The following is a 13,071-nucleotide window of genomic DNA, read 5'->3' on the forward strand; positions in this document are numbered from 1 at the left end:
GGTACGGGCAATCAGGGGAATAAGGGTGGATTTGGCCTGCTATTTAACACCAGGCGGCGTGGAGGGAAGCGAGGGAGGTGTACCGTCATTCCCGGTTTCACCGCCCCCTCCGGCCTCGTCGGCGACGTTGACGCCTGAAGCTTCCTTGGTGACAGCGTCTTCGGTACGCTTGTTCATGACGATGATGCTGATGCGGCGATTGACCGGATCAAGGGGCGCGGCATTGCTGAACGGCACCGATGAGGCCAGTCCGACCACCCGCAACATCTTCTCTTCGGCCATGCCGCCGGCAATCAATTCGCGTCGCGAGGCATTGGCACGGTCGGCCGACAACTCCCAGTTGCTGTAGCCGCGTTCGCGATTGGCATAAGGCTTGGCATCGGTGTGGCCCGACAGGCTGACGCGGTTCTGCACATCGTTCAGAATCTGGGCGATCTCATGCAGGATGATCTTGGTGTAAGGCTGCAGATCGGCGCTGGCCAGGTTGAACATGGGCCGGTTCTGCTCGTCGACGATCTGGATGCGCAGGCCTTCGCTGGTGATATCGATCAGCAGCTGCCGCTTGAATTGTTTCAGGGTGGGATTGGCGTCGATCGCCACTTCCAGCCGCTTTTTCAACTGCTTCAGGTTTTCAGTTTCACGGCGTTCGAGCTCGGCCTGCGCCGCCTTCAGGTTGTAGGATTTTTTCTCGGCCGCGGTCTCGCCTCTCTTGATCTGCCCGGTCTTGCGCGTGAGGTCGGCGCCGCCGCCCTTGATGACGCTGGAACTGTCGCCGCTGCCTGAGCCCCCCTGCATGGCCACTTTGAGCGGCGTCTTGAAATACTCGGCAATGCCTTCGAGATCGCCCTTGGTGGTCGAGCCCAGCAACCACATCAGCAGGAAGAACGCCATCATCGCGGTCACGAAGTCGGCATAGGCGATTTTCCACGCGCCGCCATGACGGCCACCCGCCGCCTTCTTGATGCGCTTGACGATGATGGGCGCTTTTTGCTCGCTCATGAGGTGATTTTATGCAGGCCTGGCAGCGGAAAATCAGCGCGATTTCGCGCTCTTGACGTGCTCTTCCAGTTCACTAAAGGACGGCCGCTCGGTCGAGAACAGCACCTTGCGCCCGAACTCGACCGCAATCGCCGGCGCATAGCCGTTGATGCTGGCCAGCAGGGTAACCTTGATGCACTGAAACATCTTGGTCGATTCGTGGAGTTTCTGTTCGAGCAGCGTGGCAAGCGGGCTTACAAAACCGTAGGCCAGCAAAATACCAATGAAAGTGCCGGTCAACGCAGCCCCGATCAAAATCCCCAGTTCCGCGGGCGGCAGCCCCACCGACCCCATGGTCTTCACCACACCCATGACCGCCGCGATAATGCCGAAAGCCGGCAGGCCATCGCCAATCTTGGCGACGGCGTGCACCGGCACCTCGCCTTCGTGATGATGGGTTTCAATTTCATTGTCCATCAGGTTTTCGATTTCGAAGGCATTCATGCTGCCGCTGACCATCAGACGCAGATAGTCGGTGAGGAATTCGACAATGTGGTGATCAGCCATGATCGTCGGGTATTTCGTGAATAGCGGGCTGTTTTCGGGCGAATCGACGTCGGCTTCAACCGACATCAGGCCTTCCTTGCGGATTTTGGTCAGCAACTCGTAGAGCAGCGCCATCATATCCAGGTAAAGCGCCCGTGTGTATTTCGAGCCCTTGAATACGGTGGGCAGCGCGCTGAGGGTCGCCTTAAAAGCCTTGCTATTATTACCGACGACGAAGGCGCCGATCGCCCCGCCCCCAATGATGATGAGTTCTATCGGGTGCCATAGTGCCGCCAGGTAGCCGCCAGCCAGCGCGTAACCGCCGAACACGCTCAACAACACGACAATATATCCAACGATGACTAGCACAACCGTCTATTCCTTTTGATTGATCCACCGGGCAGAAGCGGTCCCCCAGTTTTTTCCGCACACAAAGCCAATGCTCTCCGCAGGAAGATTCGACCAGTTTGAAAAAAACTTGATGGCGCAGCACGAGTATTTCCGCTTAGCGACGCCTCACATCCGCCATACATACAAGGTGTGACGGATGCCATCCGCCAGGGATATCTCGCGATCGGGCAGCCGCCCTTTCACGAGGAACGACAGGCTGATGAGAAGACTGCCGCTGCGCATCTGGGCCTGCGCCTGCTGCCACAGGGCGGGCATGGCCGCAGGCGAGAGAAAGGCAAAGACCACATCGAAATCGGCCAGATCGAGGGTTGCGTAATCGTGCCGCATGAAGGTCACCCGGCTGCGTTTGAATCCGGCACGCAGACGGCTGATGAGCCAGGGTGCCGGGGCCGTTTCCGTGCCGCAAAAGCGGCCCTGCGGAAAACGCTGCGCCAGGTAAAACGGCACACCACCCAGGCCGCTGCCGAGATCGATGAAACGGAACGCCTGCGTCGCGGGCAGCAAGGATGCCACAGCCTGCCAGGCTTTGCGGTCGGACAGATACAAGGGCACCCGTGTGCGGAAGCTGCTCCAGTAAAACAGGACCAGCAGCAGGAATGCCGCCAAATAGACCCAGGCGGGCACGCCTGCCTGCCGGGCCAGCAGGATGGCCGGCAAGAAGCCGAAATGCAGCGGCGGCCACCAGGCAGGTTGCCGCCAGAGGACGCTCAGCACGGCGGCGATCGCTCCCTGGACGAAGACGAGTTGCCACAGGGCGGGTTGATATGAGAAATGAATTTGCAGCAGAAGGTTCAGCAATGCGGCCAGTAACAGCGCCATGCACTGGATGACGAGCGACTGGAGACTGACCGGTAGGCGCGCCATTACCGGACGATCGGGGAAATTGTCAGGCGGCGGTCAGTTCGATTTTGGCCGAAGTACCCGCAAGGGGTACGCCGGCGGGTGCCCCGCTGCTGCGCAGCGACCCTTCCGCAGCACCCGTAAAGGGTACGCCGGTGGGTGCCCCGCTGCTGCGCAGCGACCCTTCCGCAGCCTTGGCCTTGCGGGTTTTGCCGGCGCGCGCAGGCACGTTGCACAGGCCGCACACGTATTGGTCATGCAGGTCGTCCGGATGCACCACGAAGTGGCCGCCACACCCGCTGCAGACAGCGGTTCCGAGCATCCGGTTTTCGAAGAAACGGTTCAGGGTCCAGGCGCGGGTGAAGCTCAACACGGCTTCGGCCTGATTGGTGTGAAGGTATTCCTGGTACAGGCGATAGCTTTTGAGCACGACTTCGATGCCGCTGCAATCGCTGTTCCTGGTGATGTAGCGGTGAATGTTGATGAACAGCGAAGAATGCACGTTGGGCAGCCAGGTCAGGAACCAGTCGGTCGAGAACGGCAGCATGCCCTTGGGTGGCGACACGCCTTTGACTTCCTTGTACAGCTTGAGCAAGCGCTCACGCGACAGCGTGGTTTCGGATTCCAGCACTTGCGGACGGGCGCCGAGCTCGATCATTTCGATCGCCAGTTGAGTGTCGCGCATTTCGGTCAGCAGACTCTTCTTGCTCATTGGGGTGCGCCTTCTTTCTTTGTTGTGCGGCAGAATCAGGCAACGGCTTCCACAGCCTGACCCGCCATCAGGATGGCGGCGTGAGACTGCGCCATGGCGCGATCCTTGGTGTAGCCGGTCAGCATGTTGAGCACCATGCCGTCGTCGAAGCGGAAGCGCGATACCAGCATGCCGGAGGCGGCAAGCTTGAGAATCTGTGCGGGAGTCAGTGCCTCGATCAACTCGGCGACGTCCTGGCTGATGCCCAGACGAAAGACGGCGGTCGCCTTGTCGTGCTGGATCATGCTTTGCGCCAGCATCAGGTAGTTGAGATTGACATCGCGCATTTCGTCCAGCATTTCGTCCAGTTTCATTTGCCTGTACCCCTTCGTTGAACTTTTTTTTCGATTCCACGCTTAAGTCAGCGTGGTGAATTCGTTATCGGACGACACCCGACAAAGTTAACGTGGACTAGCACTGTATTCGCAGTCGGATATTGCCGACTTATCTTGTAGGCGTTTGTCTTACACGATTACGCAGGTCGAAGCACATGTTGTCATAGGAAGAGGAAGGCGGCTCAATTGCGCTGGTAGATATCCTCGAAACGCACGATATCGTCCTCGCCAAGATAAGTGCCCGACTGCACCTCGATCATGTGCAGGTCGATCTTGCCGGGGTTTTCCAGCCGGTGCGTCGTACCGAGCGGAATGTAGGTCGACTGGTTCTCTGTCAGCAGTATGATCTCGGCGCCGCAGGTGACACTGGCGGTGCCCGACACCACGATCCAGTGCTCGGCGCGGTGGTGGTGCATCTGCAGGCTGAGCTTCTCGCCCGGCTTGACCATGATGCGCTTGACCTGGAAACGCTCGCCCTCGTCGATGCCCTCGTACCAGCCCCACGGGCGGTAAACCTGCTTGTGGACCAGATGCTCGCAGCGTTTTTCGGCCTTCAACCGGTCGACCAGCTTCTTCACGTCCTGCACCTGGTCCTTGTGCGCCACCAGCACCACGTCGGCGGTTTCCACCACCACCAGATCCGACACGCCCAACATGGCGACCATGCGGGTTTCGGCGCGGACGAAATTGTTCTGCGCATTTTCCAGCATGACGTCGCCGCGCGTGGCGTTGCCCTGCCCGTCCTTTGCCGCCACGTCCCACAGCGCGGTCCAGGCGCCGATGTCGTTCCAGGCGATGTCGGCCGGCACCACGACGGCGCGGCGGGTGTGCTCCATCACCGCGTAGTCGACCGATTCCGACGGGCAGGCCTCGAACTCGGTGGGCGCGAGCCGCACGAAATCGAGATCGGGCGTGGCGGCATCGAGCGCGGCACGGCTGGCGTCGAGAATATCGGGACGCAGGGTCTGCAGTTCATCGAGAAAATCCGCCGCGCGAAACAGGAACATGCCGCTGTTCCAGAAATAGTCGCCGGAGCCGACATATTTCTGCGCGGTAGCAAGGTCGGGTTTCTCGACGAATGCCGCAACTTGATGTGCCCCTGCGGTATCCGCCAGCGGCGCGCCTTTCTTGATGTAGCCGTAGCCGGTTTCCGGTGTGGCGGCGACGATGCCGAAAGTGGCGAGGTGGCCATTTTGCGCTGCCTGCGCCGCAGTGAGAATGGCCGCATGGAACGCCGCCACGTCGCCAATCAGGTGGTCGGCGGGCAACACCAGCATCAGCGCATCGGGATCGTCGCGCGATAGCATCAGCGCAGCCACGGCAATCGCCGGTGCGGTGTTGCGGCCCACCGGCTCCAGCACGATGGCATGCGGCAGAAGGTCGATCTGGCGCATCTGCTCGGCGATCATGAAGCGGTGCTCGACGTTGCACACCATCAGCGGCGCGGTCATTTCCGGCATATCCGACAGGCGGCTGACGGTGTCCTGCAGCAGGCTGCGGTCGCTGGCCAGCGGCAGCAGCTGTTTCGGCAGCGCCGCGCGGGACAAGGGCCACAGACGGGTGCCCGAGCCCCCGGAAAGAATCACGGGATGAATAGGAGTCATGTCGTGTGCCCTATTAAAAAATTATTTTATTGCCTGACGCAAATTCTGTTCCAGACACAGGGCCAGCGCGGTTTCCCAGTCGGGCAGCCGCACGCCGAAGGTCGCCGCCAGCTTGTCGCAGGCCAGCTGCGAATTGGTCGGGCGCGCTGCGGGCGTGGGATAGCCGGAGGTCGGGATCGCCGTGAGGCTGGCCAGTTTCGTGTCCGCTCCGGCCAAGTGCGCCCGGATCGCCGCGCTGAAGCCGTGCCAGCTGGTGCGCCCACCGCAGCTCAGATGATATAGCCCGGACGTTGCAGTTTGGTCGGGCCGATCCAGCCAGCGTGCAACCACCAGCGCCGTCGCCTCGGCGACCAGGCGCGACCAGGTCGGCGCGCCGAACTGGTCATCGACCACCGCCAACGTGTCGCGCTCGCGCAGCAGCCGCTGCATGGCGAGCAGGAAATTGTGGCCGCGCCGGCCGTATACCCAGCTGGTGCGCAGGATCAGGTGCGGCGCACCGGCACGCGCAACCGCCTGCTCGCCTGCCAGCTTGGTGGCGCCATACACGCCCAGCGGATTCGGCGCGTCGGCTTCCGTATAGGGCGTGGATTTGCGTCCGTCGAACACGTAGTCGGTTGAAAAATGCACCAGTGGAATCCCGCACGCCGCCGCGGCCTGCGCCAGTTCGCCCGGTGCAGCCGCGTTGATGGCGTGCGCCAGCTCAGGCTCGGTCTCGGCCTTGTCGACCGCGGTATAGGCGGCCGGGTTAACGATCAAATCCGGCGCAATCGCGTTCACCGTGCGACGAATGCTGGACGTGCCGGCAAGATCGAGGCAGTTGCGGTCCGCCGCAATGACCTCGCCCAGCGGCGCCAGCGCGCGCTGCAGTTCCCAGCCCACCTGGCCGTTGACGCCGGTGAGCAGGATCCTCACGCGAACACCTCGCATTCGGCGAGTGGCCGGCCGGCCTGGTCCTTGATGGACAAGAGCGGCGCGCCGTCCAGCGGCCAGTCGATGCCGAGCGCCGGATCGTTCCAAAGCAGGCAGCGCTCGAACTCGGGCGCGTAATAGTCGGTGGTCTTGTAGAGAAACTCGGCGTGCCCGGACAGCACCTGGAATCCGTGCGCGAATCCCGGCGGAATCCACGCCATGTCGTGCGTCTCGGCCGACAGGCGGAAAGCGGCGACGCGGCCGAAATGCGGCGAACTGCGGCGCAGGTCGACCGCCACGTCGAACACCTCGCCCGCCACGACCCGTACCAGCTTTCCCTGCGGCTGGCAGATCTGATAATGCAGGCCACGCAGCACGCCCTTCGCCGAGCGCGAGTGGTTGTCCTGTACGAATTCGGCATCGATGCCAAGGCTTGCAAAGGCCTTGCGGTTGTAGCTCTCGAAAAAAAAGCCGCGCGCATCGCCGAACACACGAGGGCGCAGCAACAGCACCTCGGGATGCTGGGTGGCAGTCACCTGCATCAAAACACCCGGTCGTTCAGCACGTCGATCAGGTAACGCCCGTAGCCGTTTTTCATCAGAGGTGCCGCCAGCGCCTGCAACTGGGCGGCGTCAATGAATCCCTGGCGGTAAGCGATCTCCTCGGGGCAGGCGATCTTCAGGCCCTGGCGCTTCTCGATGGTCTGGATGTAGAGCGCCGCCTCGATCAGCGAGTCGTGGGTGCCGGTGTCGAGCCAGGCCTGGCCGCGCCCCATCACCTGCACGTCGAGTTTGCCCCATTCCAGGTACTGGCGGTTGACGTCGGTGATCTCCAGCTCCCCGCGCGGCGACGGCTTCAAGGCACGCGCGATATCGATCACCCGGTTGTCGTAGAAATACAGGCCGGTGACGGCATAGCGCGACTTCGGTTTGGCGGGCTTTTCCTCCAGGCTGACCGCGCGCCCGGCGGCGTCGAATTCAACCACGCCGTAACGCTCGGGGTCGGTCACCGGATAGGCGAACACGGTGGCGCCGTGCGCGCGCTGCCCGGCCGCCTGCATGTCCTGGCTCAGCTCGTGGCCATAGAAAATATTGTCGCCCAGCACCAGGGCGCAAGGGTCATTGCCGATGAAGTCGCAGCCGATGAGGAACGCCTGCGCCAGTCCTTCGGGCGCGGCCTGCACCGCGTACCGGATGTCGAGTCCCCACTGCGCGCCATCGCCCAGCAGCTGCTCGAAACGCGGCGTGTCCTGCGGGGTGGAAATCAGCAGGATGTCGCGAATCCCCGCCAGCATCAGCGTGGTCAGCGGGTAATACACCATGGGCTTGTCATAGACCGGCAGCAGCTGCTTGGACACCACCTGGGTGATGGGATAGAGCCGGGTGCCGGAGCCGCCGGCGAGGATGATGCCCTTGCGTGTGGTCATGTCTAGCGTGCCGTGTAGTTTTCGGAAACCCAGTTGCGGTATTCGCCGCTGGTCACGTGATCCACCCAGTCCTGGTGGGACAGATACCAGGCCACCGTCTTGCGGATCCCGCTCTCGAAGGTCTCGGCGGGCGTCCAGCCGAGTTCGCGCTCGATCTTGCGGGCATCGATCGAATAGCGCAGATCGTGGCCGGGCCGGTCCTTGACGAAGGTCATCAGGCCGGCATGCGGCGTGACGGGCGAATCGGGGTGCAGTTCGTCGAGGATGGCGCACAGCGTCCTCACCACCTCGAGATTGGTCTTTTCATTGCAGCCGCCGATGTTGTAGGTTTCCCCCGCCCGTCCGGCTTCCAGCACCCGCCGGATCGCGCTGCAATGGTCGCTGACATACAGCCAGTCGCGGATATTGCTGCCGTCGCCGTAGATCGGCAGCGGCTTGCCCGCCAGCGCGTTGTGGATCACCAGCGGGACGAGCTTTTCCGGAAACTGCAGCGGCCCGTAGTTGTTCGAGCAGCTGGTGGTCAGTACCGGCAGGCCGTAGGTGTGGTGGTAGGCCCGCACCAGATGGTCCGACGCGGCTTTCGATGCCGAATACGGGCTGTTCGGCGCATACGGCGTGGTTTCCGAAAACGGCGGATCGGTGGGGCCGAGCGAGCCGTACACCTCGTCGGTCGACACCTGCAGGAAGCGGAACGCCGTCTGCTCGTCTGCCGGCAGCTGCGACCAATGTGCGCGCACCGATTCCAGCAGATTGAAAGTGCCGACCACATTGGTCTGGACGAACTCGGCGGGGCCGTGGATGGAACGGTCGACGTGGCTTTCCGCCGCGAAGTTGATCACCGCGCGCGGGCGGTATTGCTGCAGCAGTGCATCGACCGCTGCGCGGTCGCCGATGTCGCCCCGCACGAAAATATGCCGGGCGTCGCCCTGCAACGATCGCAGGTTCTCCAGGTTGCCCGCATAAGTCAGTTTGTCGAGGTTGACGACGGCTTCGTCGCTCACCGCCAGCCAGTCCAGAATGAAATTGGCGCCGATAAATCCGGCGCCTCCGGTCACGAGTATCATTTGATTTGCGCGCTCAGTTGGCAGGTTTTTCGACGACGTTTGCTTCGACAGCCGGCGCATAGCCGCTTGCGTATTCGATCTTGGCCGCTTCGCGCAGCTTTTTCAGGTCCGCTTCCATCATTCCCTTGCGCTTCCGGACTGTCAGGGCCTGCTCGATGGCGTTTTTTGCCTGTTCCAGCGAAACGGACTGCAACTGGCTTTCCTGCAACTGCTGGATCAGCACATGCCCAGGACGACCTGGCAAGATCGTCACCTCGCCGTCCTTCATCTGGCTAAGGCTATCCAGCAAGGGTGCCGGAATCTGTTCGGCCGGCTTGACGGCCACGGCGGTCTTGCCCTCGATGCCCTGTTCCTTGACCCAGTTGACGAAGTCGCCCATGGAATGACTGCTCTTGAGCTTGGCCTCGACTTCCGGCAAACGCGACGGCTCAAGCTTCAGATCGAGTTCCTGGATGCGGTAGATCCGCCGCTGGGAAAAAAGCTCGGGATGCTGGTTGTAATACTCGGCGACCTCGGTTTCCGAGGGTTTCTCGACATCCTTGAAGCTGCGTTCCGCATAGGCTTCCACCAGCACCTGGCGGCTGGCCTGCTCCATTGCGATCGCCACCTCAGGCGCCTTGTCCAGCCCGGCTTTTTTGGCAGCCTGCGCCAACAGACGCTGATCGACCAAGGCCTGCAATAGCCTGATTTTGGCCTCGGCGGTCTGCGCCTCGCCCAGCGCACCCAGGCCGGAAAGCGCCAGGTTCAATTCGGCTTCGCCGATCTTGTCGCCGTCCACCGTTGCCACCGCCTCGCTTTTTACTACGATGGCAGGCTTTTCACAGCCCGACGCCAGCACAGCCAGGATGGCCAAGGCGATAAACGATGCATGCTTGGGTTTCATGAATACTCTCATCTCATTACAAAATGTGGTCGTATGGTGCGGGATTCTGCCGGACTCGGCAAGCGCGTTTGAGCCGCGAATTCACGGCAAATGGGAAATCACCCATCCCCGGACGATTCCAGGCCCAGGGTTGACGAGCGATCATTTGAGCAAAAGCCAAAATGTTCAGCGCTCTCAGCAATATCCCATTTAAGGAACCGCTGATTAATTTGTCATCCTATGCTTGCGCCAACTCGTTTTGAATAGGATATTCGAGACGAGCCAGGAGTAGGGTCTGAAGCCGAAGTTGTCATGAGTCGTTCGAGGCTGTTCGCAATGGTGGTTGCCCTTCTCCGCCCTTACTGATTCCGGACAGTTCATTGGGGCGTGACCCCGCATTCAGGATGGATGGAAAGTGTAAGTGGCTGGTTTTTCATACATTTCCAAGGATTCAGGGGTGATTGATGATTGTAGGCATTGATATCAGCAAGAAATGGTTTGATGCGGCCTGGCAGGTGGATGGTCAGGGCCGGCATCAGCGCTTTGAGTACACCGATGAAGACATCGGCCAGTTGTTGGCGCAAACGCCCGAGGCGGCACACTACGTGATGGAAGCAACGGGAACCTACCATGCGCGCTTGGCGCTCAGGCTGCATGAGTCGGGGCGGCGAGTGAGCGTAGTCAACCCGCTGGTCATCAAGCGCTTTTCCCAAATGCAGCTGTCACGGGTAAAGAGCGACCGTGCGGATGCCGAGTTGATCCGGCGCTATGGCGAACAGCAGCCCTTGTCGCCCTGGGCGCCCGCCACGGATGAAGTACTTGAATTGCAGCAGGCGCATGGCTGGCTGAACGACCTGATCGGGGAGCGCACCCGGCTGCTCAACCGGCGCGAAGCCCATGCCCACCACGCCAAACCCAACGCCTTCGTCATTTCGCAGATGGCAGCGCAGTTGCAGCAACTGGACGGACAGATCAAGACATGCGAACGGCATCTGGAGGTGATGGTAAAAAAGTCTTTTACCGAGTTGTTTGAGCGGCTGCTCACGATTCCCTCGATCGGCGCCAAGACGGCGATCGAGCTGATCATCGTGACGGACGGCTTCAGGCGCTTCGAGGACGTCAAGGCGCTGTGCGCCTATATCGGGGTGAGCCCGACGACATTCCGCTCGGGCAGCTCGGTCAATGGCAAAGGCGGGATCGCCAAGCTGGGGCAGGGGCGGATGCGTCAATTGCTCTACCTGTGCAGTTGGACCGCGAAGACCTGCAATCCGGCCTGCAGGGCACTGTATGCCCGCTTGAAAGCACTGGGCAAGCCGCCGAAGGTCATCAACGTCGCAATTGCGCATAAATTGTTGAGGCAGGCCTTCGCGGTGGCAACGACCAATGCGCCTTTTTCGACAGAATATGCTTGACGAGAAGCACAGTTCATTGCGAGGCGCGTAGCGACGTGGCATACGATTCCACATGGGCTTCAGCCCATAGTGGATCGGAGTCCTTCAGGGCAATCCAGAAATGCCCACTTAATCGATACGCTGGATTGCTTCGCTGCGCTCGCAATGACGGCCATATCGAATTAATCAGTGCTTCCTTAAAGAAAAGACTATGTCACTGTTGGCTTGTTGAAGTTGTGTCTTGCCCCCGCTGATGAAGCCCCTACCCTGCGGCATCCCGTAGCGGCGAATGCGAATGTAGCCTGGATTTTGTGTAAAGAGGGAAAAAAACACTTTAAGTGTTTGATATAATTGTAGTTATCCAGAAACCAATTTGTAAGAAACACCTACCGGAACTCGCCCTGCTGTTGATTTTACCCCGGGGCAACTCCGGTTTCCGCCCGCTGCGGGCTTCACGGTTCGCCCGACTTCACCGGCGCAGAGGTATCCTCGAATCTGGACGCCTTGCTGCTTGCCGCCGTGGATCGTCGTATCAGCCCGATTGATCGCCTGACCGGCGCTATGTGGATTCCCGCCACCCCAGCTGCATCACGCACCCTATGCGCGATTTACTGACGCAGCGCGTATTTCAGATCGCCTCGGGTTATATTGCCAAAAGGCGGCAACCAGACGGCTGTTTATACCGGATGGCCCGCGCACTGGTCATGCAGTTCATCGCCGGCTACGAATGTCCCCCCGCCACGATCACGCTGGATCTCGACCACACCGACGATGCCACCTATGGGCAACAGGCCCTTTCCTTATACAACCACCATTACGCTCACCATTGCAGTATCAGGTGGCGATCGAAGATCACCTGTTTGGCCGCGTGCGAGATCTGTTCGACCTGGATGCCACCGTCACCCTGTACGGCCTGACCAACCCCTGTTTTGAGGGCAGCGCGGCGCCAAGCGCCCGGAGGTAATCCATGCGCGCATCGGCCGGCTCCAGCAGGCAGGTTTCGGTGTGGGGCAACATTACGCCATCACCATCGAAACCGACCCGGAACAGCCCCGTGTGACACGGCTCGCCTGGGAGAAGACAGCGGTAGAGGGAACGATGTTGACCGATCACGGGGCGTACTGCCTGCACAGTAACGAAACTGGCTGGAGCGAAGCACAGCTTTGGCGGACCTGCATGACGCTGTCGGTACAACGTCGGGTAACGGCGCGCTTCATCCAGAAGGATGGCTGTACTTTGAACGTGCACAAAACTACGCAACCTGAGCCAAAACTGAAGGCAATTTACGATGCGTTGAACCTGTATCCCTTGCCAGGAGGGACGAAAAAAATGGTCGCCTGAGCCAATTCCCCCGCGAAAAGATTACGTGTAGCGATACTTGGGAAAGGCATTTGATGTAAGCTATTGTTTGTTAATGCATCTTTTGTTTGGGCGCTAAAGATGGGATCGACAACACAGAGCCAAGTGCCGCACCTCCCGCTTCACAGAATGTCCGGTCAGACCCCCTGCCCTCTCCCGGTAGCAAGCGCTGCTGACTGCGAGCCGGGCAAATGCGGTTCGGGCGTGGTCCGCATGGATCCCCGCAAGCTGAATAACCCATGTCTCCATCGCCCCGCTTACCGAATATAATCGGCACCAGCCCGATTCTCGGGTCGCCCTACCTATTTACCGATGTGAAATCGCCATGTCCGAATCTAACCATGAATTACAAAACGAGGTTGCCGGACTCATCGTCTCCACCCTGAACCTCGACGTCAGCCCGGATGAAATCCAGCCCGACGCCTCCCTTTACGGCGAGGGACTCGGGCTCGACTCCATCGACATCCTGGAAGTGGCCCTGGTTGTATCCAAGCGTTTCGGTTTCCAGTTGCGCGCCGACAACGCGGACAACGTCAGCATCTTCAGCTCCCTCGCCAGCCTGACCCGGCATATCGCGGCCAATCGGGAAAAATGA

14 protein-coding genes and 2 pseudogenes are annotated in these 13,071 nt (G+C 60.5%); 5 read left to right on the forward strand and 11 right to left on the reverse strand.

Going from position 1 to position 13,071, the window contains the following annotated elements; all coding sequences use genetic code 11:
* Nucleotides 1-39 precede the first annotated feature (39 nt).
* The 11 genes and pseudogenes from motB to ACZ41T_RS01980 all read right to left on the reverse strand — a co-directional run bounded on the left by motB (nt 40) and on the right by ACZ41T_RS01980 (nt 9,747).
* Complete coding sequence (gene motB, locus ACZ41T_RS01930; protein WP_464922800.1) at nt 40-999, reverse strand: flagellar motor protein MotB; 960 nt, start codon at nt 997-999, stop codon at nt 40-42.
* 33 nt (nt 1,000-1,032) lie between these two features.
* The gene (gene motA, locus ACZ41T_RS01935; protein ID WP_464922801.1) at nt 1,033-1,893 is read right to left on the reverse strand and encodes a flagellar motor stator protein MotA; all 861 of its coding nucleotides are present in this window, start codon (nt 1,891-1,893) and stop codon (nt 1,033-1,035) included.
* A 147-nt stretch (nt 1,894-2,040) separates the two neighbouring features.
* Nucleotides 2,041-2,799, reverse strand: a complete 759-nt coding sequence (locus ACZ41T_RS01940; RefSeq protein ID WP_464922802.1) for a class I SAM-dependent methyltransferase — start codon at nt 2,797-2,799, stop codon at nt 2,041-2,043.
* Nucleotides 2,800-2,965: 166 nt separating this feature from the next.
* A pseudogene (flhC, locus tag ACZ41T_RS01945) lies at nt 2,966-3,487 on the reverse strand (flagellar transcriptional regulator FlhC); the annotation flags it as partial.
* A gap of 35 nt (nt 3,488-3,522) precedes the next feature.
* On the reverse strand, nt 3,523-3,840 hold the full coding sequence (flhD, locus tag ACZ41T_RS01950; RefSeq protein WP_464922803.1) for a flagellar transcriptional regulator FlhD: 318 nt from the start codon (nt 3,838-3,840) through the stop codon (nt 3,523-3,525).
* A 203-nt stretch (nt 3,841-4,043) separates the two neighbouring features.
* Nucleotides 4,044-5,465: a mannose-1-phosphate guanylyltransferase/mannose-6-phosphate isomerase gene (locus ACZ41T_RS01955; RefSeq protein ID WP_464922804.1), complete on the reverse strand. Its 1,422-nt coding sequence runs from the start codon at nt 5,463-5,465 to the stop codon at nt 4,044-4,046.
* A 21-nt stretch (nt 5,466-5,486) separates the two neighbouring features.
* A complete protein-coding gene (rfbD, locus tag ACZ41T_RS01960; RefSeq protein WP_464922805.1) occupies nt 5,487-6,392 on the reverse strand; it encodes a dTDP-4-dehydrorhamnose reductase in 906 nt (301 codons plus the stop codon).
* A complete protein-coding gene (gene rfbC / locus ACZ41T_RS01965) occupies nt 6,374-6,916 on the reverse strand; it encodes a dTDP-4-dehydrorhamnose 3,5-epimerase (protein ID WP_464922806.1) in 543 nt (180 codons plus the stop codon). Before rfbC ends, rfbD begins: the two co-directional genes overlap by 19 nt.
* Nucleotides 6,916-7,800, reverse strand: coding sequence for a glucose-1-phosphate thymidylyltransferase RfbA (rfbA, locus tag ACZ41T_RS01970; protein ID WP_464922807.1), 885 nt, complete (start codon nt 7,798-7,800; stop codon nt 6,916-6,918). Before rfbA ends, rfbC begins: the two co-directional genes overlap by 1 nt.
* Nucleotides 7,801-7,802: 2 nt before the next feature.
* Entirely contained in the window at nt 7,803-8,864 is a 1,062-nt protein-coding gene (gene rfbB, locus ACZ41T_RS01975) for a dTDP-glucose 4,6-dehydratase (RefSeq protein ID WP_464922808.1), read from the reverse strand.
* Between the two features lie 13 nt (nt 8,865-8,877).
* Complete coding sequence (locus ACZ41T_RS01980; protein ID WP_464922809.1) at nt 8,878-9,747, reverse strand: EpsD family peptidyl-prolyl cis-trans isomerase; 870 nt, start codon at nt 9,745-9,747, stop codon at nt 8,878-8,880.
* Here ACZ41T_RS01980 and ACZ41T_RS01985 point away from each other — a divergent pair.
* The 5 genes and pseudogenes from ACZ41T_RS01985 (at nt 9,746) to ACZ41T_RS02005 (ending at nt 13,071) form a co-directional block, all read left to right on the forward strand.
* Nucleotides 9,746-9,940, forward strand: coding sequence for a hypothetical protein (locus ACZ41T_RS01985; protein WP_464922810.1), 195 nt, complete (start codon nt 9,746-9,748; stop codon nt 9,938-9,940). The genes ACZ41T_RS01980 and ACZ41T_RS01985 overlap by 2 nt on opposite strands.
* Nucleotides 9,941-10,190: 250 nt before the next feature.
* A complete protein-coding gene (locus ACZ41T_RS01990; protein WP_464922210.1) occupies nt 10,191-11,138 on the forward strand; it encodes an IS110 family RNA-guided transposase in 948 nt (315 codons plus the stop codon).
* 367 nt (nt 11,139-11,505) lie between these two features.
* Nucleotides 11,506-11,947, forward strand: a pseudogene (locus tag ACZ41T_RS01995) (transposase); the annotation flags it as partial.
* A 175-nt stretch (nt 11,948-12,122) separates the two neighbouring features.
* Nucleotides 12,123-12,458, forward strand: a complete 336-nt coding sequence (locus ACZ41T_RS02000; protein WP_464922811.1) for a hypothetical protein — start codon at nt 12,123-12,125, stop codon at nt 12,456-12,458.
* 343 nt (nt 12,459-12,801) lie between these two features.
* Nucleotides 12,802-13,071 carry a phosphopantetheine-binding protein gene (locus ACZ41T_RS02005; protein ID WP_464922812.1) on the forward strand — a complete coding sequence of 90 codons (270 nt, stop codon included), beginning with the start codon at nt 12,802-12,804 and terminating at the stop codon, nt 13,069-13,071.

Source organism: Thiobacillus thiophilus (assembly GCF_055378705.1).

Bases quoted from the DNA above. Each gene is read 5' to 3' on its own strand.
- motB (WP_464922800.1), bottom strand. From the start codon at position 999: ATGAGCGAGCAAAAAGCGCCCATCATCGTCAAGCGCATCAAGAAGGCG.
- ACZ41T_RS01940 (WP_464922802.1), bottom strand. From the start codon at position 2,799: ATGGCGCGCCTACCGGTCAGTCTCCAGTCGCTCGTCATCCAGTGCATG.
- flhD (WP_464922803.1), bottom strand. From the start codon at position 3,840: ATGAAACTGGACGAAATGCTGGACGAAATGCGCGATGTCAATCTCAAC.
- ACZ41T_RS01955 (WP_464922804.1), bottom strand. From the start codon at position 5,465: ATGACTCCTATTCATCCCGTGATTCTTTCCGGGGGCTCGGGCACCCGT.
- rfbD (WP_464922805.1), bottom strand. From the start codon at position 6,392: ATGCGAGGTGTTCGCGTGAGGATCCTGCTCACCGGCGTCAACGGCCAG.
- rfbC (WP_464922806.1), bottom strand. From the start codon at position 6,916: ATGCAGGTGACTGCCACCCAGCATCCCGAGGTGCTGTTGCTGCGCCCT.
- rfbA (WP_464922807.1), bottom strand. From the start codon at position 7,800: ATGACCACACGCAAGGGCATCATCCTCGCCGGCGGCTCCGGCACCCGG.
- rfbB (WP_464922808.1), bottom strand. From the start codon at position 8,864: ATGATACTCGTGACCGGAGGCGCCGGATTTATCGGCGCCAATTTCATT.
- ACZ41T_RS01985 (WP_464922810.1), top strand. From the start codon at position 9,746: ATGAATACTCTCATCTCATTACAAAATGTGGTCGTATGGTGCGGGATT.
- ACZ41T_RS01980 (WP_464922809.1), bottom strand. From the start codon at position 9,747: ATGAAACCCAAGCATGCATCGTTTATCGCCTTGGCCATCCTGGCTGTG.
- ACZ41T_RS01990 (WP_464922210.1), top strand. From the start codon at position 10,191: ATGATTGTAGGCATTGATATCAGCAAGAAATGGTTTGATGCGGCCTGG.
- ACZ41T_RS02005 (WP_464922812.1), top strand. From the start codon at position 12,802: ATGTCCGAATCTAACCATGAATTACAAAACGAGGTTGCCGGACTCATC.